The 24,737-nt window shown below is 46.7% G+C and carries 23 protein-coding genes; 13 read left to right on the top strand and 10 right to left on the bottom strand.

Annotation, left to right across the window (positions count from 1 at the left end; genetic code table 11):
- The first annotated feature begins 51 nt into the window (after nt 1-51).
- The 4 genes from GFS24_RS05630 (at nt 52) to GFS24_RS05615 (ending at nt 2,084) form a co-directional block, all read left to right on the top strand.
- Entirely contained in the window at nt 52-435 is a 384-nt protein-coding gene (locus GFS24_RS05630; protein ID WP_153658602.1) for a VOC family protein, read from the top strand.
- 111 nt (nt 436-546) lie between these two features.
- Nucleotides 547-1,263: an SRPBCC family protein gene (locus tag GFS24_RS05625; RefSeq protein ID WP_153658601.1), complete on the top strand. Its 717-nt coding sequence runs from the start codon at nt 547-549 to the stop codon at nt 1,261-1,263.
- Between the two features lie 20 nt (nt 1,264-1,283).
- A complete protein-coding gene (locus GFS24_RS05620; RefSeq protein ID WP_153658600.1) occupies nt 1,284-1,841 on the top strand; it encodes a HEPN domain-containing protein in 558 nt (185 codons plus the stop codon).
- A gap of 18 nt (nt 1,842-1,859) precedes the next feature.
- Nucleotides 1,860-2,084 (top strand): DUF2188 domain-containing protein, encoded by a 225-nt coding sequence (locus GFS24_RS05615; RefSeq protein WP_153658599.1) that lies wholly within the window; start codon nt 1,860-1,862, stop codon nt 2,082-2,084.
- 94 nt (nt 2,085-2,178) lie between these two features.
- Here the strand turns inward: GFS24_RS05615 and GFS24_RS05610 are convergent, their stop codons facing one another.
- A complete protein-coding gene (locus GFS24_RS05610; RefSeq protein ID WP_153658598.1) occupies nt 2,179-2,478 on the bottom strand; it encodes a hypothetical protein in 300 nt (99 codons plus the stop codon).
- Between the two features lie 131 nt (nt 2,479-2,609).
- On the opposite strand from GFS24_RS05610, the gene GFS24_RS05605 reads away from it, so the two are divergent.
- A complete protein-coding gene (locus tag GFS24_RS05605; protein ID WP_153658597.1) occupies nt 2,610-3,971 on the top strand; it encodes an exonuclease domain-containing protein in 1,362 nt (453 codons plus the stop codon).
- 346 nt (nt 3,972-4,317) lie between these two features.
- On the opposite strand, the gene GFS24_RS05600 is transcribed toward GFS24_RS05605, so the two are convergent.
- A complete protein-coding gene (locus GFS24_RS05600; protein ID WP_153658596.1) occupies nt 4,318-9,528 on the bottom strand; it encodes an AAA domain-containing protein in 5,211 nt (1,736 codons plus the stop codon).
- A 145-nt stretch (nt 9,529-9,673) separates the two neighbouring features.
- On the opposite strand from GFS24_RS05600, the gene GFS24_RS05595 reads away from it, so the two are divergent.
- The 5 genes from GFS24_RS05595 to GFS24_RS05575 all read left to right on the top strand — a co-directional run bounded on the left by GFS24_RS05595 (nt 9,674) and on the right by GFS24_RS05575 (nt 14,533).
- Nucleotides 9,674-11,839: a TonB-dependent receptor gene (locus GFS24_RS05595; RefSeq protein ID WP_153658595.1), complete on the top strand. Its 2,166-nt coding sequence runs from the start codon at nt 9,674-9,676 to the stop codon at nt 11,837-11,839.
- An 11-nt stretch (nt 11,840-11,850) separates the two neighbouring features.
- Complete coding sequence (locus tag GFS24_RS05590; RefSeq protein WP_153658594.1) at nt 11,851-12,474, top strand: hypothetical protein; 624 nt, start codon at nt 11,851-11,853, stop codon at nt 12,472-12,474.
- A 65-nt stretch (nt 12,475-12,539) separates the two neighbouring features.
- Nucleotides 12,540-12,746 (top strand): hypothetical protein, encoded by a 207-nt coding sequence (locus GFS24_RS05585; RefSeq protein WP_153658593.1) that lies wholly within the window; start codon nt 12,540-12,542, stop codon nt 12,744-12,746.
- 4 nt (nt 12,747-12,750) lie between these two features.
- Nucleotides 12,751-13,758, top strand: coding sequence for a sensor histidine kinase (locus tag GFS24_RS05580; RefSeq protein ID WP_153658592.1), 1,008 nt, complete (start codon nt 12,751-12,753; stop codon nt 13,756-13,758).
- A 10-nt stretch (nt 13,759-13,768) separates the two neighbouring features.
- On the top strand, nt 13,769-14,533 hold the full coding sequence (locus GFS24_RS05575; RefSeq protein ID WP_153658591.1) for a LytTR family DNA-binding domain-containing protein: 765 nt from the start codon (nt 13,769-13,771) through the stop codon (nt 14,531-14,533).
- Here GFS24_RS05575 and GFS24_RS05570 read toward each other — a convergent pair.
- Genes GFS24_RS05570 through GFS24_RS05550 form a run of 5 tightly spaced genes read right to left on the bottom strand, consistent with a single transcriptional unit; the run spans nt 14,523 to nt 20,008 of the window.
- Nucleotides 14,523-16,298, bottom strand: coding sequence for an ABC transporter ATP-binding protein (locus GFS24_RS05570; RefSeq protein WP_153658590.1), 1,776 nt, complete (start codon nt 16,296-16,298; stop codon nt 14,523-14,525). The two genes, GFS24_RS05575 and GFS24_RS05570, sit on opposite strands and share 11 nt — an antisense overlap.
- Before the next feature lie 59 nt (nt 16,299-16,357).
- Nucleotides 16,358-16,957 carry a hypothetical protein gene (locus tag GFS24_RS05565; RefSeq protein WP_153658589.1) on the bottom strand — a complete coding sequence of 200 codons (600 nt, stop codon included), beginning with the start codon at nt 16,955-16,957 and terminating at the stop codon, nt 16,358-16,360.
- 1 nt (nt 16,958) lies between these two features.
- Nucleotides 16,959-18,509 (bottom strand): patatin-like phospholipase family protein, encoded by a 1,551-nt coding sequence (locus tag GFS24_RS05560; RefSeq protein ID WP_153658588.1) that lies wholly within the window; start codon nt 18,507-18,509, stop codon nt 16,959-16,961.
- Between the two features lie 21 nt (nt 18,510-18,530).
- The gene (locus GFS24_RS05555) at nt 18,531-19,124 is read right to left on the bottom strand and encodes an HAD family hydrolase (RefSeq protein WP_153658587.1); all 594 of its coding nucleotides are present in this window, start codon (nt 19,122-19,124) and stop codon (nt 18,531-18,533) included.
- Nucleotides 19,121-20,008 (bottom strand): UbiA prenyltransferase family protein, encoded by an 888-nt coding sequence (locus GFS24_RS05550; protein ID WP_371729908.1) that lies wholly within the window; start codon nt 20,006-20,008, stop codon nt 19,121-19,123. The genes GFS24_RS05555 and GFS24_RS05550 overlap by 4 nt, the downstream gene beginning before the upstream one ends.
- A gap of 508 nt (nt 20,009-20,516) precedes the next feature.
- On the opposite strand from GFS24_RS05550, the gene GFS24_RS05545 reads away from it, so the two are divergent.
- Together GFS24_RS05545 and GFS24_RS05540 are read left to right on the top strand one after the other, a co-directional pair.
- The gene (locus GFS24_RS05545) at nt 20,517-21,143 is read left to right on the top strand and encodes a CGNR zinc finger domain-containing protein (RefSeq protein ID WP_153658585.1); all 627 of its coding nucleotides are present in this window, start codon (nt 20,517-20,519) and stop codon (nt 21,141-21,143) included.
- Nucleotides 21,140-22,054, top strand: coding sequence for an EamA family transporter (locus GFS24_RS05540; protein ID WP_153658584.1), 915 nt, complete (start codon nt 21,140-21,142; stop codon nt 22,052-22,054). Before GFS24_RS05545 ends, GFS24_RS05540 begins: the two co-directional genes overlap by 4 nt.
- On the opposite strand, the gene GFS24_RS05535 is transcribed toward GFS24_RS05540, so the two are convergent.
- Together GFS24_RS05535 and GFS24_RS05530 are read right to left on the bottom strand one after the other, a co-directional pair.
- On the bottom strand, nt 22,055-22,744 hold the full coding sequence (locus tag GFS24_RS05535) for an MgtC/SapB family protein (protein ID WP_153658583.1): 690 nt from the start codon (nt 22,742-22,744) through the stop codon (nt 22,055-22,057). It lies immediately after the preceding gene.
- A gap of 14 nt (nt 22,745-22,758) precedes the next feature.
- On the bottom strand, nt 22,759-23,013 hold the full coding sequence (locus GFS24_RS05530) for a hypothetical protein (RefSeq protein ID WP_153658582.1): 255 nt from the start codon (nt 23,011-23,013) through the stop codon (nt 22,759-22,761).
- 83 nt (nt 23,014-23,096) lie between these two features.
- Here GFS24_RS05530 and GFS24_RS05525 point away from each other — a divergent pair, with 83 nt between their 5' ends.
- On the top strand, nt 23,097-24,026 hold the full coding sequence (locus GFS24_RS05525) for a phosphoribosylaminoimidazolesuccinocarboxamide synthase (protein WP_153658581.1): 930 nt from the start codon (nt 23,097-23,099) through the stop codon (nt 24,024-24,026).
- A gap of 37 nt (nt 24,027-24,063) precedes the next feature.
- On the opposite strand, the gene GFS24_RS05520 is transcribed toward GFS24_RS05525, so the two are convergent.
- Nucleotides 24,064-24,735 carry a Crp/Fnr family transcriptional regulator gene (locus GFS24_RS05520; RefSeq protein WP_153658580.1) on the bottom strand — a complete coding sequence of 224 codons (672 nt, stop codon included), beginning with the start codon at nt 24,733-24,735 and terminating at the stop codon, nt 24,064-24,066.
- Nucleotides 24,736-24,737: the final 2 nt, after the last annotated feature.

Raw genomic sequence — 24,737 nt, 5'->3', positions numbered from 1 at the left:
TCTCACATTTTTGTTAATTGAGAAAGTTTACACCCCAAAAACAACCTCAACATGGAAATAAATGTAGCCGGATGGTTCGAAATCCCCGTTGCCGACATGCCCAGAGCCATCGCTTTCTATCAAGCCGTTTTTGATTATAAAATGGAACTGAATAATATGGGTGAATTTGAAATGGCCTGGTTCCCCGCCAATTACAATGCACCCGGCGCCGCAGGTGCACTCGTCTATCACAAAGAATCTTACAAACCATCCATGGATGGATCGCTCATTTACTTCACTTCCCCAACAGGCAATCTGCAGAATGAACTGGATAAGGTGGAAGCTGCAGGCGGTAAATTGCACCTGCCTAAACGGCTCATTACAGAAGATATCGGTTATATGGCTGTTTTTATCGATAGCGAAGGGAATCGTGTAGCGTTACATTCCCTGAAATAGCTGTGTATTTTTCTACACAGGCTGTGTTGTGTGTGAAAAACCTAAAGCATTGTAAATCATTTGATTGAAAAGCAGCAGGGTTTTGGTATAAAATAACACAAAACCGATTATATGGAGCATGACATTAACCATCCCCGCCCGGAATCATTCTACGATAGTTCAACAGTGATCAATGTGAGTAAAACAGGAAGAATGATCTCTTCTGCGGCAGGGGCTTCTTTATTATACCTCGCCTGCGCTAATTTTTCCAAATCTCCCTTAAAAAGCCTGGGCCGAATGCTGGCTGGTGGATACCTCCTTTACAGGGGTATTTCCGGTAATTGTCCCGTTTCTGCCATGGTAGAAGACAATCTCCGGCCGCACCATGCAAGAGCTGTAAATATCCGTACAAAGTTCAATGTGAACCGCCCGCGTAATGAGGTGTATGCCTACTGGCGGCAATTAGATCATTTACCTGCTTTTATGGCGCATCTGTATGATGTGGAAGTGATAGACGAAAGGCATTCTCACTGGACAGTGAAACTGGTGGGTGGTTTTGCGCTGGAATGGGATGCGGAAATTGTGGAAGACGAGGAAAATGAAGTGTTGGCATGGCGTTCTACTGAAGGTGCAGATATTTCTAATGCCGGTAAAATAATTTTCCGCGATGCGCCGGATGGTGGAACGGAATTACATGTGACTATCAGTTACAGGCCACCGGCAGGTTATGTGGGAGCAGGGCTGGCCAGGTTGCTGAATCCCGCTTTCGCCAGTATGGTGAAGAATGATGTAAGGAATTTTAAAAATTATGTAGAAGGTAAAAAGAAGAAAAAGATCGCGAATAGCTGATCCAAATTATATTTGTCTGAATGAATGCAGTCCGCCGATATATTTGTTGGTGGACTGTTTATTTTCTCGGGATTTACGTTCACCTATTTTCTAAATTTTCATCTCTTAAGATATTAAAGAGTGAAAAGATTATGCTGTTAAAAGAGGATTTAAGAAAAATTGCTCAAAATCGACTCAAAGATTCCAATATACTTTTGCAGAACAAACGTTATAGTGCGGCAATGTACCTGGCGGGATATGCAATTGAGTTAATGCTTAAATTGAAAATTTGCGGCCTGCTTAGATTCAAACGCGGATTCCCGGAAAACGAAACTGAATTCAATGCGTATAAAGCTACTGCAGATGGGGCATCTTTGCTCTCAACAACCATTACAAAACTCCGGCAAATAAAAAACCATAATTTAGCCGACTTATTGAAATATTCGGGAAAAGAGGTCGCTGTTTTGGCCAGGTGTCCCGGTGAATGGGCTGGTATAAGTGGCTGGGGGCCAGATCAACGATATTCAGCAAGAATAATCAGGAAAGCCACAGCAGCCGAGTTTATCAGGAACAGCAAGATCATCATTGAAAATTTGTAACTTTATAAAAATTGAGTCATGGCAAGGAAAAGTCAACATGTAGTCCCTTTGGGAAATGGTTGGGCTGTGCTGGCAGAAGGGCGTAAAACAGCTTCTGTAATAACTACCCGCCAATCGGAAGCTATTTCATATGCCAAAGATGTTGCTAAAAAACAACGTTCGGAGGTTATTATTCATCGTAGAGACGGAAGGATCAGAGAGCGAAACAGCTATGGTAATGATCCATACCCGCCGGAAGGTTAATTATAATTTTTTTTCATAAGAAAAAGGTTCCGTTATCACACGGAACCTTTTTAGTTTTTCATGTTGGAGCGGGCCTCTTTCGGGGCGAGGGAAATTACCTTACATCTTCGTCTTCTTCTGCCTCTTCCTCGTCCTCCAGTTCATCTTCCAGTTCGTCCTCTTCGAAATCCTCATCTTCTTCATCATCATCTTCGTCCTCATCTTCTTCTTCATCCTCGGGGCCGGGAGCATCTTCTATACTATCCCGCACTGCTCCGGCAAAATCGTTCTCTTCGAGGTCTTCGTCTTCCGCCTCTTGAACTGCCTCTTCCCGTTTTTCTTCGGATACGTCTTCATAATCAATAAATTCATCTTTCGGTTCAGCTTGTGATGCTGTTTTTTTAGGCGATTGCATAAGTAGAAATTTTAGGATGAACAGATCTGTTTCCACTTATAATGCTGCAAAATCCGAACCACCGGGAAAACGGGTAATTCTTTACTCACCCTGCGCACATACCTTGCGTATGATATACTATATTTGCCATTATGTACGCCATCGTAGACATCGAAACCACGGGAGGGCACGCCAGTGCCGGGAGTATCACGGAAATAGCCATTTTTATTCATGATGGGAAGCAGATCGTACAGCAGTACGAAACGCTGGTCAATCCAGGCATGCCTATTCCGAGGTATATCCAGGCCCTTACGGGTATCACAAACGAAATGGTGGCTGATGCCCCCTCATTTGAAGAGGTGGCGCAGCAGGTTTTCACCTTACTGCAGGGCCAGATCTTCATCGCCCACAACGTTAATTTCGATTACTCTTTCCTCAAATTCCAGCTGGATGCGGCGGGGTATAAACTCCAAAGCAGGAAACTCTGTACCGTACGCCTCAGCCGTAAGGTTTTTCCGGGTTTTCCTTCTTACAGCCTGGGGAATTTATGCCGGCAGCTGAATATCAATATCCAGCAGCGCCATCGCGCTACAGGAGATGCCCTGGCTACCGTACAGCTGTTTGAAAGGATCATGGCGGCGGATGTGGATGGTGCTATTGCGGTGGCATTGAATGTCCGTTCTAAAGAACAGTGGCTGCCGCTGCATTTGCCGCAGGAACAGGTGGCGGATCTGCCCATTTGTCCCGGGGTGTATTACTTTCATAATGAAAAAGGGAAAGTGGTGTATGTGGGGAAGGCCAGGAATATTAAGAAACGGGTGACCAGTCACTTTACCGGCAATAGTTCCGGCCGGAAGAAACAGGAATTTATCCGGAACATATATGGGATCTCTTATGAAAAAACGGGTACGGAGCTGATGGCTTTTATCCTGGAATCTATTGAGATCCGTCGTTTATGGCCGCCTTATAATAATGCACAGAAACGTATTGAATCTAAGTTTGGGTTTTATGTTTTTGAAGACCAGGGTGGTTACCTGCGGCTGGCTATTGAAAAACGAAGGAAATATTCTTCTCCTGTATATACTTTCAACCTGCTCATAGACGGGCATCAGCGCATGCGGGAATTGGTGCGCGAATTCAAACTATGCCCGAAACTTTGTTTCCTGCAAACGGATAATGATGCCTGCATTGGGATAGCGGATAAATCCTGTAAGGGCGCCTGTGATAAGAAAGAAAAACCGGTTAAATATAACCAACGTGTAGCAGCTGCTATTGAACACCTGAAGTCAGAACAACCTTCTTTTGTGATTGTGGATAGTGGCCGGGAAGCTACGGAACGCAGTTGTATCCTCATGGAGAAAGGGAAGTTCTATGGCATGGGGTATGTTCCACGGGATGTGGCTGTTACAGATAATAATATGCTGAAAGACTGGCTGACGCAGTATCCTGAAAATGAATTCATCCTCAATTTGCTGCGCCAGCATGCCAATGCGCGTAAGGCGCTGGTAGGGTAAATGCGTTTTTGCTCTTTGAGCAAAAACGGGAGGTTTTTTTGTTTAGATGGAATGATTTGCAAGAGCTCATTCAGTTCGTTTTTTATTTAGATGGAATGATTCACAAGAGCTCATTCAGTTCGTTTTTTTATTTAGATAGCATGATCCACAAGAGCTTATTCAGTTCGTTTTTTTGTTTAGATAGCATGATCCACAAGAACTTATTCAGTTCGCTTTTTTGTTTAGATAGCATGATCCACAAGAGCTTATTCAGTTCGTTTTTTTATTTAGATGAATTCGCAATAGCCATTCGGTTTTCAACGAGAAATTTATTCAGATCGTTATCAGAATGGTTCGTGGCTGTTATTTAAAACAACTCATTCGAATTACCTGCACCATCTTTCCAGCCAGCAGCCACTTTCTCCTGCACCATCAACTCCTTTTCCTTCTCTGCATCAGCAGCATCCGCACAGGTCTTCACTTGTATCTGTCCCTTTGTACCCACACGTCCCTGCCGGATGAACAACTTCCCGCCACTCACTGCTATTTCCCAGAACTTCGCTGTTTTTCCTTCGCCGGAAATTAACCGCGTAGTCCCCGCCGGTGTTGCTTCCTGCGGGATCAAAGAGGAGAGAGGCGTTGCTTCCGGTAAACGATCCAGCCGCTTTAATATTTCCTCCATCACCCGCTGCGGTTGTAGCAGCCAGTCTTTGGCATATACTGTGATCGTACGCCAGCCAAAGCTTTCGAGGATAGCTGGCCGCTGATAATATTGCTCTAATACATCACTATGCTGATAGTAATTATCATCATCCACGATAATACTCAGCGCATAAGCATTATCACTTTCCTGCGCTTTCACGGCCAGCGAACATTTAAACCCGGATTGCCCCACTTGCTCAGACACTGAAAACCCCTGTTGTATCAGCTGTTCCCGGATCTCCTGCAAGATGATGGTATCTCCTGAACGGTAACGGCGTGTTTGTTTGTCTGTAGATAAGCCATCCAGGATACTGCGCGCCATGGTCATATTACCTGTGCTCACCGTTTCTGCATATTGCAGGAAGCGGCGCAGGTAATTGGCCCCTGCATTATATACATTGGTGATCTGGTGATGACGGATACTGCTCACAATAGCCATGTGCTGCTTGGCACGACTGAAAATAACATTCAGCCGCTTCTCACCACCCCGTTTATTGATCGGCCCAAAGTGCATGGACATCTTACCCCTTGCATCCGGTGCATAACAAACACTCATGATAATGATATCCCTTTCATCTCCCTGCACATTCTCCAGGTTCTTTACAAACAACCCGGTGAACTGACCATCATCCATTCGCTCAGTAGCATCGTCCAGCAGTTCATCAAACTTTTTATCGTTGACTGCCAATGCTTCCAGCGCAGCTTCAATAGCATGCTGCTGTTCCTGGCTGAAAGCCACAATACCAATGCTCTCCGGCGTCCGCTTCATTAATAACTCCCGCACCAGGTGTGCGATATACGTAGCCTCTGATGTATTCCCTCTTTTCGCATAAGTGCCGTTAGGTAAGTGATGGAAACTGATACTGCGGTCAAATAATGCAGATACGGAGAAGAGCGCATCAGAAGGTTGTTGTATGCTGATAGGCGGTTTAACGCCACTGTGAATACTGCGGTCCGGGATGGTGAGCAGGCTGGCGCCATAGAACGCATGATTGCTGTAACTGATCAGGGTTTCGAAATGACTGCGGTAATGCCATCCCAGCATCACGCTGTTCATCTTACGGGCGCCCTGTGTAAGCAGACTGTCCGCATCTGCACTAAGGATCTCATCTTCTTCCTCATTTCTTTCCAGGTCATCCGGATCACCTGCTTTGGCGGTGAAGAAATCAGTAGGCGGCATTTGCCGGTCGTCTCCCACGATAATGGTTTGCGGGGCACGATAGAGAGAAGGCACACCTTCTTCCAGTGTGATCTGGCTGGCCTCATCAAAGATCACGGCATCAAAGAAAGGCTGATCCAACGCAAGTGAATCACTCACACTGAGCGGGCTCATGAGCCACACGGGTTTCAGGTCTTTCAACACAAGGCCGCTGCTGCGGGAAGTAAGTTCGCGGATACTTTTGTACCGCATGCTTTTGGCAAATTCATTCTCCAGGATCTTTCTGCCTTCACCGTAATTCTTTGCAAAGGGCTGTTCTTCTTCTGGTACCTGCGAAAGTGCTTTGTTGCTTAATTGCACATGTTGCCCGAAACGCTGTTGGATATTGGCGCGGATGAAAGAGGCATTCACCTGTAACAATTCCCCGTAGCAATGTTTCACCTGTTCCACTGCTTTTTCTATCACCTGGCTGCCGGTATTGGCAAAGGGTTTATTCTGCTGATAGATCTGTTTAAGTGTTTTGTGTGCCATGCCGGCTTCCATTTCTACCGGCGTCCAGGGCAGCGTGCGTAACGCGAGCTTCAGGCCGCCGGGCATTTCCAGGTAATTGCTTAATACGGGTAATAACTCTTCCAGGGCAGGAGCATTCAGGTTGATGGAATCCAGCAGGTCTGTAAGTTCTATGAAATCCTGTACCGGTGGGTCCTGTAATGTTTTAGATAAACTGATATCCAGTTTATGGATGGTTTCATGCAGGCGGGCCAGTTGTTCTACTACCTGTTGTGCCTGTGGATGTTGCAGCAGGTATTGCATAGGGGCATCGCTCAGGCGCACGCGTAATCTTTCTATCGTCAGCCAGGTAAGGTCGATGTTATCAATGCGATATTGCTGGCGCACAGCAGAACGGGTTTGTTCCAGCAGGTTCAGGGCATCATATTCCGCTTTCAATAATAACAGGATACTGCTGAAAGCTGGTACTACGGCATGTTGAGAGAGATCATAGCTCTCCTGCATTTGTTTCTTCAGGCGACGCCAGCTGCCGGAAAGGAAACGCCAGAAAGAATCCTGGTGTTTCTCTGCAATGGTGATGGCCTGCAAAGTATCCTGTTCGCTGAACTTACGCTGCCAGTGAATATTCTGCTGTGTGGCCTGTTCTGCGGCTATCTGTAATGTTTTAATTTCTTTTATGGCCTGCTCAAATGCCTGTGCTTCCGGGTTCTTTGCATCTATCAGTAATAAATTACCACTTTCAGCCAGTGGAAGTAACAGCGTGGCATTCAATACTAATTGACGTAACTCCTCAATTGTTTTTGCGGTGATCTGGTTAGAGGAAATAACGCGGGTCACAAGGTCTAACAAGGCCCTGCTGTTGGCGATCAGGCTGTTCAATAACTGCTGGGGTTGCTCTGCGGCAAATACCTGTTCATTCACTTTACTGAGTGGATGTGTGGCAAACACTGGTTCTGCACCACTTTCTTCCAGCGCTTCTCCTAACAGTTCCACAATGCTCCCGAATTGCAGCCATTGTTTATAATGTGGTACAGTTTCTTCTACGGCAGGTTCCACTGTTTGCAATAAAGGCTTCAGTACCAGTACCCGCTCTATCAGTGTGCGTACAGCTATACCGGCATTCTCTGTTTCATGTGCATGCGTATCATGGAACTGTTGCAGCAGTTGTAATTGCTGAGATAAGTTATGCAGCAGCGCATTCCGCCGAACAGTGATGTTATGCAGGTTTTCACCCGGCCGCAGGAAAGCTTCGTAAGTAAGTTTAAGGTCTTTGATGAAAGCACGTTTATCTGCCTGGCTATCATGAATGTAACAGCAGAGTTCATCTAAGCCCTGTTGTTTTAAACGATGGAATACCACATCCAGCGCGGCTCTCTTTTCACAAACAAACAATACCTGTTTGCCGCGGGCCACAAAGTCCGCGATCAGGTTGGTGATGGTCTGGCTTTTCCCGGTACCCGGAGGGCCTTGTATAATATAACTTTCTCCCTTCCGTGCTTGCAGGATAGCTTTGGTTTGTGTAGGGTCTGCCTGGATCACATGGAACCACTCTTCCTCCGGCAAGGTGGAAGCTAATTCTTCTTCTTCGCGTACCGGTTTAGGATGTGCGCTGAAAAGCTGCTCAAATACTTCATGCTGCTGCGGCTGATCTATCACAGAATTATAATCCTGCACCAGGCTCATTTTCTTGTAATTGAAATTGCCCAGCACAACATGACAGGTCTCGAAGTCCCAGCGGTAGGGATTATCCGTTCCTTCCATTACTTCATATAACTCATGATCCGGTAACGGTGCTTTGTCTAATTTCTTCTGGTATTGATTAACGGTATCCCGTGCTTCTTTATAGATGAGTTTGATCCGGGGCTTTTGCATGTATTGCAGTACAATGCCCTTGTTAGTGCCTTCTATCTGGGTTTGCAGGGTTTGATAGAATTGCTCCATGCTCATCTCTTCGAGGTCTATCATATCCGGCAATTCAATGCCGTAGAGGTCGCGCAGCTGATTGGCCAGTACGGGATTTACTTCTGCATGGTTATCTGTGATGGTAAGCACATACTGATCTTCGCCCACCTGTTTCTTTTTCTTCAGGTCCACCGGGATCAGCAGGAGCGGGCTCATCATACTTTCTTCCGGATCTTCGCGCAGGTTATGCCATTTCATAAAGGCCACCACCAGTTTCAACTGGCTGAAACCATATTCCTGTATATCCTTTTGTGCTTCCAGCCGTACTTTATTCAGTACGCCGGGCAGGTAGGGATGATCTTCAAAACGCAGGTATTTGTTGAGGGACAGGTCTTTCATGCCTATCACTTTTTCTGCGATCTCTTCATTCCAGGTGAATAATAATTCAGGGCGGATGCTTTGGTGATGCAATACCATGGGCACACTGCTCAGGGTAAGGTTGGCAAAGCGGGCGTTAGGTTTGTAATACAGCAGGCGGTTCCGTCTGCTTACATCAAATAAACGGTTCCGTAATTTATTGAGGATGAATCCTTGTCTTTCTTTACGTTCCTGGTATTTCCATCCTGCCATCTGGCCAAGGTCCAGTTGTTTCTCACTGTCAAAATCCCGGTAATGCTCCAGGCGGTGGATCAGTTCGTTAAGGTCTTGTGCTCTTTGTGTACGGTTTAATTCCGTCATCTCCGTAATGATGGTACCCAGTGCAGGATGAATGGGGCGATATGCCAGCGGATGCGTGCGTTGTACTACCAGTTTATCCAAACCATCCGGAGCATGGAGATCGATCCCTAAGGAAATGCTGGCCAGTACCAATCCGAGGCAGAAGATATCCGTTTGCGCATCATGGTGCCCCAGCAGCATTTCATAACTGCGGTATCCGGGAATGTAAGCGCCGTGTTGCAATGGTAACGTTACATCTTTATGCACCTGCAGGTTGATGGCTTCGGCCTGGTCCACCAGCAGTTTCACTTTATCAACGATCTGAAAATGAGGATTGTGTCCGTTGTAGAGCGCTGCAACTTTTTCAAACGCATCCAGCGGTGGATGGGCTAATACCGTATCCAATGTAACCGCACGGTTTTGTACCTGCAGCACATCCTCCTGATCGAAGGGAGCAACAAGGCCACTGTCGTGCAGGGCTAAAACGGTTTTGAAAAGCGGTAATACAGCTGCAATTACGTCATCTGTTGTGTAGGCTCCGTTCTGAAAGGCAGTTTCGAGGAACTGCGGGAAAGATATAGTCGTCAATGTATACGTTTATGCTGAAAATGCTGCTCTAAAATAATGATTTAAAACCGGTGTTTTCCGCTTCGTTGTTGTTTTCTTCCGCCTGCTTGTATTCCAGTTGCTCAAACCTGGCCGGCGGATTTACTTTGCTGTAAAACAACACCTTATGAAAACTTCCCTGATGCTTTGCCTCCTGGCGGTTTTAGCCTTTAATAACGCCACTGCGCAACGAATTATTGGCAGTGTCAAAGATAAAAATAATCAGCCCCTGGAAGGCGCCAGTATTTCCCTGAAAGGCAGTACACAGGGCACAAGCACTGATTCCGCCGGTAATTTCAGCTTTGAAGCCAATGTTACCGGAGAATTATTTCTTGTGGCCACCTATATGGGCTACAAACCTAAGATCCTGCCAGTTGCCAGAGAGGTACATTTTATCCTGGTAAAAGACCCGGCCACATTGGATCCTGTGGTGATCTCCGCCGGCAGTTTTGAAGCCAGCGATAAAAGTAAAGGTGCGGTGATGACAGCCATGGATGTGATCTCTGTTCCCGGCAACGGAGGAGATGTGGCCAATGCTGTTCGTACCCTCCCTGGCGCGCAGCAGATAGGAGAAAGAGAAGGTCTTTTTGTGAGAGGCGGTTCCGGTGAAGAAACCCGCCAGTTCGTAGATGGCGTATTGGTGAACAGGCCTTATTATGTTACGCTTCCCGGGTTGCCGCAGTACAACCGCATTTCTTCTCCTTTTCTTTTTGAAGGTATTGTATTCAGCAGCGGGGGATACTCTGCTTTATACGGTCAGGGCCTCAGTGGCGCGCTGGTGATGGAATCTACGGGCATGCACGACAAATCATCAGCCGTCATTGGCCTTTCTCCTATGCTAGCAGTAGCAGGGATGCAGAAAGTGGCAAAAGATAAACGCAGCAGCTGGGGGTTCTATTCCAGGTACATGAATAACAACGCTTACACGAAGGTGATCCCGCAGGAGCAGGACTTTGCAGCAGGCCCCGCTTACCTGATGAATGATCTCAACGTACGTGTGAAAACCGGCAAAACCGGCCTGCTGAAAGTATATGCGAACTTTGGCTATAATAAAACAGACTTTACAAAGGAGGATATAGACAGCACTACTTTACGCAAACGTTTTGCAGCAGAAGACCGAAACCTGTATGTGAACATCAGCCACCGCAGCCAGCTGGCAAAGAACTGGCAGCTGGACCTTGCCGCCGCATACAATCATAACACCACGGATATACGAAATAACCTGCTGGATGCTTCCAAAGCAGAGGTCATCATTCCGGACACACCTTACGCCAACAAGAACCAGCACCTCAAACTGGGCGAAGATTTCTTCACCGGCCGTTTTGTGCTGAGCCATTACTTCGCGGGGCATCATGTATTAAAAGCAGGAGCGGAGTACCAGTTCACACATGATCGCCTGATGGATGATCAGTTCTATGCTTCTTTTGCAGAATTTGAATGGCGGCTGGCACGTAACCTGGCCCTGCGAACCGGTCTGCGCCTGGAATATTCGAGGGAGGTATACCTGGCACCGCGGATAAGCATGGCTTACCGTTTACCAAATGGCGCATCGCTGAATGCGGCCTATGGCATCTTCTATCAGAAACCGGAGAACCGTTACCTGTTAGATAACAATAACCTGCCACAGGCAAAAGCTACCCATTACATCCTGAATTACCTGCAACGTGCCAATGGCCGGCTGTTCCGTGCAGAGGTGTTCTACAAACAGTACGACCGCCTGTTGAAAACACTACCCACGCTAAACATGAATGGCACTGGCGCTGCAAAAGGATTTGAATTATTCTGGCGGGATAAATCATCTGTTAAAACGTTGGATTACTGGGTAAGCTATTCCTACGTGGCCACTAAACGGGACCACCTGGAATTCCCTTACCAGATGGAACCTTCCTTCACCGCACCGCATACTTTATCTGTAGTGGCCCGCCGGTTCATAGAACCCATCCGCACCAGCGCAGGTATCTCTTATGCTTTTGCTGCGGGCAGGCCTTATTACGACCTCACTTCCTATGGCAAGATCCGTGATCAGGGTACCACCAGATCCTATAATGTAGTCAATCTCAGCCTGGCTCACATGGTTACGCTGTTCCCGAAATGGAAGGAGAAAGACTTTACCGTGATTGCTTTTGGCGTGAATAACGTACTGGGTACCAAACAGGTGTTCGGGTATGAATACAGTTATAATGGAATGCACAAAATGCCTGTTACGTTACCGGCTGCACGAAGTTTTTTCCTGGGCATTTTTATGAGCCTGGGCATAGATAGAACAGAAGATTTTTTAAATGATAACCTTTAAAACAATATACAATGAAACAAATGATCGCACTCTTGGCTGTGTTTTTTATGCTGAACACGGCAAATGCCCAACTGGAAAGCGCTGTAGCCAAATTGAATACAGCTGTTTCTGTGGCAGATTATCAGCAACTGGCTAACGAATTTGGCCGTTTCGCTGCTGCGGAACCCACACAATGGCTGCCCGTTTATTATGCAGCATACAGCAATGCAAAGATCGCTTTTCTGCAAAAGGATCCGGACCGCGCTGCACAGTTCAGTAACCTGGCAGAAGAACAAATTAAAAAAGCAGAAGCCATCGTGAAACCCGGTGGTAATCAGAAAGAACTGTCTGAAGTATATACGGTGTATAGCTTCGTAAACAGGAGCAGGGTAGAAGCAGACCCAATGGTGAATGGCCGTAAATATGGTCCCACCGCAGGTGCGCAGCTTACCAAAGCCCGGCAGCTGGACCCTGCTAATCCGCGTGCTTTATACCTGGATGGCCTGATCAAATTTAAAACGCCAGCTATGTGGGGAGGAGATAAAAAGAAAGCGAAGGAATTATTTGAGCAGGCCTTAAAACAATTCGAAGTAAAACCTGCATCAGCAGTTGCACCGCAATGGGGGAGAGCAGATTGTGAAAAAATGATCCAATAAAGTTATTAAAAACGAAAGCCGGGATAGACCGCCATTCTCTATCCCGCTTTCAAAAACCTTCCATCATGAAAGCATCAACAGAAAGAAAGATCATGCGCTGGTTCCATATCATCATCAGCATACCCGTTGTAGGATACATTTACGGCCCCGTGGCAGATATTCCCCGGGCCGCCTTTACAGTGAAATTCATCATCTTCCCCCTGATCGTTTTAAGTGGTTTGTGGATGTGGAAAGGGCATCTTATTAAGAAACAACTGCGTAACTTAGGATAATACTATGGAATCATTTCTGAAAAAACATGCATTACGCGTAGCCATTACACTGGCCTTTGTAATAGTGGCATGGGGCATCCGGTCTGCCGTTGGGCCCATGTCCATTCCGCGGCACCTGTTATTTTCCATTCCGGTGATCATTGTTACACAGATCATCTGGACGATACTCGCTGCTATTCACCGGTTATTGAACCGCTTCCTGCCATTTTCAAAGAGCCTCTATGGCCGTGTGATCCTGCAGGTAGTGATAGGGCTGGTGCTGGTATTTATTCTCAGGACCATCGTGCTGAGTTTTCTCGAAAGGCTGCCGCAGTTTGAGATCAGCAACCTGGCCAGGGCCATGATAGCTACTATCAATAACCTGGTATCACTGGCGGTGAACATGGCATTGATCGGCCAGCATTTCACGGCGGTTTGGAAAGAAGGGGTGATAAAAACAGAACGGCTGGAAAAAGAAAAAGTGCAACTGCAATATCACCAGTTAAAGAACCAGGTAGATCCGCATTTCCTTTTTAATGCTTTCACTTCTTTGGATAGCCTGATAAAAGTGAACCCGGACCTGGCTTCCCGCTTCATTGGCCATCTTGCTAAAGTGTACCGGTATGTGTTGCAGAACAGGGATAAAGAAGTAGTGAACCTGAAAACGGAACTGGATTTCCTGGCGCATTACATCGCTTTACTGGAAATTAGATTTGAGAAAGCGCTGGTGATTGAGATCCAGGTAGATGCATCATCGTATGATAAAGGGATTGCTATGGTCACACTTCAAATGCTGATAGACAATGCCCTGAAGCACAATGAGGTGCATCCCGGAAATCCTTTGCACATCAGTATTTCGGAGAAAGATGGTTACCTGGAAGTAACGAATAACAAACAGATCCGCAGGCAGTTGGCGCACTCTGATAAACAAGGACTGGAGCAGTTGAAAAGTTTATATGCTTTTCTGAGTGACCGCCCGGTAGTGATAAAAGATGAAACAGAAACTTTCACGGTAGCATTGCCTTTATTGTAAACCAACGTATATGCAAGTACTGATCCTTGAAGATGAACCTTTGGTGGCGGCACATTTACTCCGGCTGGTAAAACAGTTGCAGCCGGACTGGCAACTGATGGGCCCGCTGGCCAGCCTGCGGGAAGCTACACAATGGTTAACGCAGCAACCGCAGCCGGATCTGATCCTCGCAGATATCCAGTTATCTGATGGCATCAGCCTGGACCTGTTCAATCACCTGCAACCGGCCTGCCCTGTGATCTTCACCACGGCTTATGATCATTATGCCATCAGGGCATTCAAGATCAACAGCATTGATTATTTATTGAAACCGGTGGATGTGGAAGAACTGGAAAATGCCTTTAAGAAATTCGCATTGTTGCGGGAGAAATACAGCAATCCGGTATACCTGCAGGAGCTGATGCAATTTGTGCAGCACCAGCAGCGCAAGCAGGCTTTTAAAGAGAGCTTTACTGTCCATTATGGCCGCAGCGTGTATGTGGTACCGGTAGGAGAGATCGTGTGTTTTACAAAGCAGGAATTAATTTATCTGCACCAGGCAGACGGGCGGCAATGGATCACAGATTGCCGTTCATTGGATGAAGTGGAAGAACTGCTGGACCCCCAGCAATTCTATCGTGCCAACCGGCAGTGTATTGTGCAGAAGCGCTTTCTAACAGGCTACCGTTCAGATGATACCGGGAAATTAAATGTGCAGTTAAAGATGGAAAAGCCACCGCAGGTAATGGTGAGTAAAGATAAAGCGGCGGCGTTTAAAGAATGGATCACACCGTAAACTGTAATTCACTCAATCCTTTATATAACCCTTCTTCTTTCTCCATCAGTTCCACATGTGTTCCTTCTTCCACGATCATACCCTTATCCATTACAAGTATAAGATCTGCTCTGCGTACAGTAGACAAACGATGTGCGATCACAATAGAAGTACGCCCCTGCATCAGTTTATCCAATGCATCCTGCACTAAACGTTCTGATTCTGAATCCAGTGCAGAAGTAGCTTCGTCCAGTATAAGGATACGCGGGTCCTTCAAAACAGCGCGGGCTATCGCTATCCGCTGACGCTGCCCGCCGGATAATTGCACACCGCGTTCTCCCACAATAGTTTGTAATCCTTCAGGAAACTTCTGAATGAACTCCCATGCATTGGCTTTCTTAGCTGCTTCAATGATCTTCTCTTCCGTAGCGGTGGGATCACCATAAGCAATGTTCTCCAGGATAGTGCCGCCGAAGAGGAATACATCCTGTGGTACAACTGCCATCTGGTTTCGCAAAACAGAAAGGTCGTAAGCAGAAGCTGTTTTACCGTCAAACAGGATAGCGCCGTTGGCAGGATCATAAAAACGCAGCAAGAGAGAAACGATGGTAGATTTACCAGCTCCACTGGGTCCTACAATAGCTACCTGCCAGCCTGGCTGCACATGAAAGCTCACATCATGCAGTACAGGAATGTCCTTGCGGGAAGGATAAGAAAAGCTCACACTTTCAAAACGGATGTCGCCGGAAATGCCCGGTATTTTTTGTTCTGCAGAGAGCAGGTGAATATCTTCTATCGGTTCATCATGTATCTCCAGGAGATTTTCAGAGGCTCCGATGGCTTTTTGAATACGGGTATAGATCTCTGCCAGTCCGCTGATGGAACCGCCAATGAAACCGGAATAAAGCACAAAGGAGAAGAGTTGGCCAAATCCGAGATCACCATGTGCATTTAATAATGCCCCTTTCCAGATAACTGCTACCATGGCGCCAAATAATCCCAGGATGATAAATGACACAAATGCTCCCTGGTAAGCACCGGCTTTGATACCGGTACGGGCTGCTTCATTGGTTTTAGTCCTGTAGCGCGCTATTTCGAAGTATTCATTGGCAAAAGCCTTTACGTTAAATATACCTTGCAGGGTTTCCTCCACGATTGTATTGGAATCAGCCACTTGCGCCTGTACTTGTTTGGAAAAACGCCGGATAAACTTTCCAAAGAATACCGCCAGTATGCAAATGGCGGGCAGGATAGCCAGCATGAAAAGGGTCAGCTGCATGGAGGTGATCCATAATAAGATGATCCCGCCAACAATGATAATGATCTGCCGCAGGAATTCCGCCAGCGTAGTAGTGAACATATCCTGCAACTGGGAAATGTCTGAAGAGATGCGACTGTTCAATTCGCCCACTCTGCGTTCTGCAAAGAACTTCATGGGGAGTTTGATCAGGTGGCTATAAGTAGCCTGCCGGAGCGAGGCGAGTGTTTTTTCTGTAACGGACACAAAGATCCGGATGCGGAAATAGGAAAATAAAGATTGCAGGATCAATACACCAACCAGGATAAGCCCTGTCCGTTCAATGTGTTCCACATAGGAGCCTTGATGACTGGTATCTATGAGGTTTCCTAAAAGTTTAGGAAAAGAGAGACTCGCACCGGTGGATAATAACAACATCATCAGCCCCAGCCCAAACTGCCAGCGGTAGGGTTTAGCATATTGGTAAAGTCTTAATGCGTTGCGAATACCTGAAAATGTGATCTTTGCACGTTTTGTCTGTTGCTCCATACGGCTGCGAAGTTAAGTGTTCCTTGGAGAGAAGACGATCGAAGCCTGTAAATATTGTATCAGAGCGCCGCTTTGATCCGCCAGGCAATCAATAATTCCACCAGCAGCACACCTACATACCATAAAGATCCCATTTCAAAATTCCCCGTGATCCAGCAATAGAAGAGCGCCGAAACGGAAACAGCCACCCCCGTCAGGCACAGTATGAATTTAGCGTACACAAAAAAGGAGTACGACTGGAAAGCATTTTTAGTGGCACTCACCACAGGTTTGCGCAGTTTGCGAAGGCAATAGCCGTTTTCCTGGATATCGAACATCCAGGCATAAAGCTGGAGAGTGGCCATGAGCCAGAAGAAGTATTGGCCTGCGCCCGTTTTGTCGCCCACGATGATGCAGAGGAAAGCAATAGAAGGATAAAACCCGGCCATGAAAAGGAAATCCACCCAGAGGTGCCCACGTAGCGCTTTCCTGGCAGCAGGAGAAAGCCCTGCTATAATATTGCACAATTCCTGCTCTGAGGACGGGAACTGAAGGTCCAGGATACTGAAAGGTGTTTCCACGCCAGCCGCATCGCGGTACTGAAACTTTCTGGCCAGGGCCCACATCCACAATGCGGTGAACAGCATCAGCGAAAAGGAGATCGTAAAGTATAACATCATCTTATTTCCTGCTTTGCGTTAAGAGTTCAGATGCGCCGCGCATATCTTTCCTGGAAGTGTTCACCTGTTGATGTACAATGATCCGCGCGGTTTTGTATTCTTCCCAGTTAAAATCTTCCAGCAGGAATTTAGCGGCTGCCTGAGCACCCAGCACAAATAACTCCCGCTGTTTCTCTTCCGGGATATTAAAATCCAGCCAGTTGTAGTCGCTTACCTTGATCACCCCAATTCCTTTTCGGAAAAGGCTGTTCTTTAACAGGAAGTCCTTATCATAATAATACCTTACCGTGTTGAACAGTTTGCCTATATAAGCGCCCAGGCTGAGATTATCTGCCTGGTTCATGGTGTTATCCGTTGGTGTTGAATCGTCCAGTTCAATACCCAGCGTGGGTAACCGGGGAATGGTCACTTCCGGGTTGTACAATACATTAATGGGGAAGTTGGATAAGATGCCGCCATCCACAAAACGTACTGCCGTAGGGATATCCTGTGGTTCCAGCAGCAGGTGATTGCGCCAGTTGGTTTGAATAATGGGCAGGTGCCGCGGAATATCCCGGATGATGTGAGATTCAAAAAAGATGGGAATACTCATGGATGCCCGCACAAATTCCGCCGGATGGATCTCGTGTTTGTTTTCGCGGAAGAGATTCCACATCCGCGGAAATTCAATTTTATTCTGGGTGATAATGTCCGACGTGATGAGGGTGATATCCGGTTTTAATCCTTTGAGGGGATTGTCTCCCAGGTTCTTATCGATGGGTACATCAGGCCTGAGCTGCAAACCGGCCGGTATTTTTTCAGATACCGCTTCCAGGTCGTCAATGTTATTCACCCCGTTCTTTTCCATGATCATTTTGATCCAGTCCGTAAAGTTCTTGCCGGGGTTAATGCCAAAGCCGCGGTTTTTGAGCCGTTGGATCAGGTAGCCGAAGTATCCGCCCACGAAACCTAATGCCATCAGTACAATGCCTGTAAGGATAAAACTGGTAATGGCCACGCCCTCGAACATCGGGTCGTGAAAAAGTAATCCGAAACTGGTAATGTCCAGCAGGATGAGCAGTGTTAGAATGATGCCCAGCCATAAGCCACAACGTTTGATACGCTTCGCAAAGTGCTCCGTTTTTACCACCCATTTAATTAGTCTTTGGGCGAAGGGGTGCCCGTCTACAAAATCAAAGAAGGGTTTTTCACAGAGGTATTCCAGGATCCTTTCAGAACTGGTGCGCTTATTCGCTTTGTCCTCTTTTACAACAGCCAGCAACGTGGTGTTGATGGCGCCCGCGCTGGTACCCGCCAGCCGCATGAAACGGATGCCCGCTTTTTCCAGGATGTAAGTGTAACCTACCAGGGCAATACCTAATACACCACCACCTTCCTGTACCAGGTTCACATATTGATATCCTTCACCGTCCAGGGTGTCAGAGATCACAAGTTTTTTGTAATTGTGAGAGGAGCCGGGTTCATCATATTTATCGGCCAGTTGTTGCAGGGCTTCCAGCACAGCAGGTGCTTCTGTGAAGTATGCAATAGGAGTTTTCTTGATTGCAGGCATAACCTGAATTTAAGCATATTATTATTCAAATGCACGAAATCCGGGATACTGCGCCAGTGCCAGCATTTGCTTGTCCCCGCTGCTGTCACCATAGGCGTAGATGGTATCGAAGGTGGTGAGGTGCACCACTTCCTTGATCCGGCAGACCTTTTCATCCCCGTTACAATTCTTTCCCACCAGTTTGCCGGTCACTGATCCATCTTTTATTTCCAGAACGGAGCCGAGGCAGCCTACTTTCAGGGTTTCGCTCCATGGGGCCACCCAGTTTTCTGCGGAAGCGGTAACAATAAATACTTTATGGCCTTCCGCCTGGTGCCAGGCAATAGCGTTGAGTGCCTTCGGACGGAGAATGGAAGGCAGGCGTAATCTGCAAAAATCATTGCATAACTGCTGGAACACTTCTATCGGTGTATTCCTGAAATAAAACTGGAGAACGATCTCTTTCATTTGCTGGTTGGAGATCACTTTCAGTTTAAACAGTACCAGTAAAGGAGATAAGAGCGCCATGCCCAGGTAGAGCGCAGTGGGGCCTTTCTGAAACCGGATGATCTCAAAAAGGGTGTCTTTTGTAGTAATGGTACCATCAAAATCAAAGAAAGCGATCACGTTCCTCATTCAAAAAAGCTCTTATTTGTTGGCAGATAAATAATTACATAGAAACTCAGGATCCAGAGCAATATGTTTATCTGGATGAAGCGGTCCTTGTAAAGGATAGAAGTTGGCGAGCCCGTGTTGTTCTCCACGTAGGCTATTTGTAAATATCTCATTAATCCGGCGATCACAAAAATGCTGGTATAGTAAAGGCGGTATGTTTTAAAGCGGGCCATGGTTGCATGGTCCATGGTGTACATGAGATAGGTGACAATGATCACGGCAGACACAAGGGCCAGGGAGGTGTTCAGGAAGTCCATATTGTACCCCTTGGAGGCTATCCGCATGTCTTTCCCGGAAGCGATCTTCAGTACAATGTCGTCCCTTCTTTTGGCGATGGCCATGAACAGGGCCAGGAGGAATACCATCAGCATCAGCCATTCAGACACGGCTACTTTGGACAATATGCCACCTGCTTTGATCCGCAGCACAAACCCAATGGATACAATGAAGATGTCCAGGATGGAGATGTTCTTGAGGCCAAAGGAGTATGCGAGGTTCAGCAGGAAGTACAGGCTGAGGACGAAGGTGAATTTCTGGTCTATATAATAGGCAAAGCCAAAACCCACGATCACCAGTAAGGCAAAGATCACCAATGCGGCACTTTTGGATACCGAGCCGGATGCCAGGGGGCGTTTGCTTTTGGTGGGGTGAGACCTGTCTGCCTCAATATCCCGGTAGTCGTTAATGATATAGATGCTGCTTGCCAGCAGGCTGAAACAAATGAACCCGGTGAACACCACCCATAACTTCTGGGTATTGAAGATATCACCAACAAAAAAAAGGGGGATGAACAGGAATAAGTTCTTCGCCCAATGCTTCGGCCTTAATAGTTTGAGATATTCCACGGGATTAAACATTAATGCGCGGCAAGATACAATGAATCTTCTAATAACTGTATACTTAAAGATTTACTTCTATTGAAAGAATAAACTAAAAGAAGAGGGGTTTGTATATTGATATCCAATGTTTTATTAGGAGTTTTATCAGATAAATACAATCTGTCATTTTGGAATAATCAGATGCATTTTTGACAGGTACCCCACCTTAATACGGGATGGATACGGGATTGATACGGGATTGGTACGGGATTGACACGGGATTGGTATGCCTGAAACATCTTTTGCAGGAGATTTTAGATCTGTTCATCTCATTTTTGAGGATTTTGCATGGAGACCACAACTTAAAATACTATTAGTCAGGGATTTATGGCACCTCAAAATACCCCCTTTAACCCACTCGTTTACAATCTAATAACCCCTCTCTATTAAAGCTAAACATTGGGTTTGGAAAACACCCGTTTATGCCTAACTTTGTATAACCAGTAAAATCAATTTAGCCGGTTAGTATTTACCCATGTCTGAAGCTAAAACCATACAAACCATGCGCCTGGACGGCGGAATTGCCTGTCTTAACTTCGTCAATACAAAAGACAACCGAAGTAAAGATGCCGGCATTGACTACCTCCAAAATTACCGCCACCTCCTCGATCTCTGTGAACGGCTGGAAGTAATGCCGCCGAAAACCCGGCAGGTTTTAGAACGCCTGGCCAAAGCATATCCCGATCAGGCAAAACAGGAATTCGAAAAAGCCATTGCCCTCCGGGAATTACTTTACCGGGTACTGAGCCAGTTGACAGAAAAAGGGAAACCCCCGGAACTGGAATTACAGCAATTGAGCACACAGGTTGCCAATGCTTTGAGTTACCTTGAGCTGCAATTTGAAAAAGCCAGCGGGGAAATGAAGCTGATCTTTACCCGCCCGGCACTGGAACAGCCTTCATGGTTAATGTTGCAAAGTGTAGCTGAATTATTGACCAGCAAGGAGTTATCCCTCTTGAAAAAATGCCCGGCCTGTTACTGGTTATTCCTGGACCGGAGTAAGAACAAGTCCCGTAAATGGTGTAGTATGGCTACCTGTGGAGATGTCTCAAAAGTTAAACACGCGTATCACCGCAAGAAAAAAGAACAAAAGAAGTCATGACCACCAGCTCCAAAAAGACGAAGCTCATCGTAGCCTTAGGGCTTGTATATATCATCTGGGGATCCACTTACCTGGGGATGAAAATAGGTACGGAAACAGTGCCGCCATTTCTCCTGTCTGCCATGCGGTTCATTTTGTCCGGCACCATTATGCTGAGTTTCGGGTTATGGCGGGAGAAGGAAATACCTACCCGCAAGCAATGGTTGAATGCAGCCCTGGTGGGTCTGCTGCTGATAGGGATGGGAAATTCCGGTGTTGCCTTAGCCGTAAAATATATGCCCTCCGGCCTGGTAGCCCTGTTCATTGCAGCCTTGCCAGCCTGGTTCATTGCGCTGGACTGGGCCTTTTTCAGCAAGGAACGCCCCAAACCTTTAACCCTCTGGGGCCTGGTATTGGGTTTTGTGGGCCTGTTCTACATCTTCGATCCGTTTCATTTATTTTCTCCTGCTACGAATGCCGTGCGGGCATATCCGTTATGGCCTATCCCTGTATTAACGGTTGGTTCCATAGCCTGGGCATTAGGTTCCCTGCTTTCTCCGAGGCTGGATACACCTAAACAATTTACCTCTTCCGGCATCCAGATGCTGGCGGGGATGGTTTCATCTATAATTTTAAGTTATTTCCTCGAACGCAATGATTGGCATACAGTTGAAACAATGACGGTACGTGCCTGGTCTGCTATTATTTACCTCGTGATCTTTGGTTCGCTGATCGGTTATACAGCATATAGCTGGCTGGTGAATAATGCCCCGGCACATTTAACTTCCACCTATGCTTACGTAAATCCGGTAGTGGCTATCTTCCTGGGCTGGCTGGTGGTGGACGAAGTGCTCACCTGGCAATCCGTTATCGGTTCCGTGATCGTAATTGGCGGGGTGGTGTTAATGACAATAGGAAATAAGAAACACTGATCACTTGGTGAGTTCCACTTCAAACTGGATAATGTGCTCATTTTTAAGCAGGAGGTCATTTACTGCAGCCATCTGGGCGGTAGGCCCTGTTAGTTCGTACTTGCCTTCCAGGATCACCTGCTGGTTGTGCATGGTTTTAGTAGTGGAGATCTGTTTTATTTTGAGGCGGTGCGTTTTAAAGATGTCTTCCAGGTCGGCCGTTAAAAGAGAGCGCTCCTGGTATTTGATGGCGTAGTATTTCCGTTCGCGTTCCTTCATAATGTATATCTCCACAAAAGAAAGTCCCCACAGCACCAGTAAAGAGATCCCCACTGCCGTCCAGGCCATCTTATATTCTCCCACGCCAACTGCCATGCCAATAGCTGCAGAGATCCAGATCACGGCAGCGGTGGTGATACCGTCTATGGTAAATCCTCCCCGGAAAATAACCCCGGCACCAATGAAGCCCACACCGGTCAGGATATTAGATGCAATCCGGTCCCCAGTAGAGGGGCCACCGATCTCTACGCTGAGGATGGTGAATAGTGCAGAACTGACACAAATAAGGGCTATCGTGCGGATGCCGGCGGCTTTGCGCTGAAATTCCCTTTCCAGCCCCAGGATGGCGCCAGCCAGTAATGCCATCAATAAACGGGTGATACTTATTTCCTGGAAGGAAGGGTCCAGTAGTAATTCATGGATTTCTTGCATAACCTTTATTTTAATCAGCAGGCGCCCGGAAGAGGCGTGCCGTTTACAGACAAAAGTTGATCCAAACGGATCAGTAACCCGTTGTCCATCCGTAAATATTCTACTTTATTTAAAGCGTAAAGGTCTTCTATACGGCCGGAAACGGTTTGTTCCACACCAGTTTCGTCCAGGAAAACCAGCAGGCAAATGGTGTGCATGGTAGCCCAGGCTTCCAGGCGATCATAATAATCGCAATCAATAGGCTGATATATCTTTTCTGACCCTTCCATAAAAAATGCTTTGTAAAGTTAACTCCGACCAGCGTATTTTTGCAGCACCGAAAAAAATACGTAATCTATTAAAATAATCCGGCATGTTAGAGTCTACATTTAATTTCCCGAACCAAACAGCTTTCTACAAAGGTAAAGTTCGGGACGTTTACACCATTGAAGATAAGTGGATGGTGATGTTTGTTAGTGACCGCATTTCTGCGTTTGATGTGGTATTACCCCGTCCGATCCTTTACAAGGGCCAGGTGCTGAACCAGATAGCAGCCATTATGCTGGATGCTACAAAGGATATCGTGCCTAACTGGGTAAAGTCTGTTCCGCTGCCCAGCGCTACCGTAGGTTTGAAATGCGAAACCTTTCCTGTGGAAATGGTAGTGCGTGGTAACCTCACCGGTCATGCATGGCGTACTTACAAAAGTGGTCAGCGCGTACTTTGCGGCGTAACCATGCCAGACGGCCTGAAGGAAAATGATTATTTCCCGGCGCCCATCATCACACCTACTACCAAAGCACATGAAGGTCATGATGAAGATATCTCCCGCGAAGAGATCATTGCCAGTGGTTTAGTAAGTGAGGCGGAATACGTGCAACTGGAAAAATACACCCTTGCATTGTTCCAGCGTGGCCGCGAGTTAGCTGCTAAACGTGGCCTGATCCTCGTAGATACCAAATATGAATTCGGTAAGATCGGCGATACCATTTACCTGATAGATGAGATCCACACACCGGATTCTTCCCGTTTCTTCTATGCAGAAGGATATGAAGCCAAACAAAAAGCCGGCGAAGCACAAAAACAGCTGAGCAAGGAATTTGTACGGGAATGGTTGATGGAGAATGGTTTCCAGGGTAAAGACGGACAACAGGTACCTGAAATGACGGATGCATTCGTGGAAAGCGTAAGCAATCGTTACATAGAACTGTTCGAAAATATCACCGGGCAGACCTTTAAGAAAGAAGAAGTGACACCGGCCGATGCAGAGAAAAAGATCATCGAAACACTGAAAAGTTTATAAATAAAAAGGGGAACAGCGATGTTCCCCTTTTTTCCTTTTAACTGTATTGTATGCACTCTCTGAGTTTCTTCTCTTTCTTTACCTGGATGTTTTTCCCCGTTACCGTGATCACCTTCTCCAACGCCAGTTCATTTAAAACTTTAAACAGCGTTTCGTAAGTAGTGCCTGCATAAGATGCCATATCCTGTTTGGTGAGCGGGCTATTGATATTCCCTTCTGCATCCGTTCCAAAAAGTTCCCTGATCTTCAGCAGTGCATCCGCAATGCGGCCTTTCACATCCATGTGCACCATGTTCCGCATGCTGTGTTCCGCCGATTGTAATTCCTGCGCATATAATAACATCATCTGGTAGGTGAGGGTGTTGTTCACCGCAAGGGTGGTCTTAAAGAAATCTGCTGTGATGAAACAGGCGCTGCCTGCTTCCAGTGCAGTAGCGGTAACCGGATTCAGCTGCTGCGACCCGATCCCCCTGTGCCCCAGTACATCTCCTTCTTTCGCAAACTTGATGATCAGTTCTTTTTCTTCTCCCCATTGTTTATGCACTTTCACTTTGCCTTCATGCAAAAAGTAAAAGCCCGTAGCCGGTTCCCCTTCCTGGAAAATGCGCTGTCCTTTTTTGAAACGGAGCAGGCTGGCATGCGTACTAATAGCGCCACTCCATTCCGGTAAACTATGCTGGCAGAGAAAGCAATTAGGGTGGTCAATCATTG

Origin of the sequence: Chitinophaga sp. SYP-B3965 (assembly GCF_009647655.1) — a bacterium.
GTDB lineage: Bacteria > Bacteroidota > Bacteroidia > Chitinophagales > Chitinophagaceae > Chitinophaga.
This window is presented reverse-complemented; position numbering and strand designations above follow the sequence as displayed.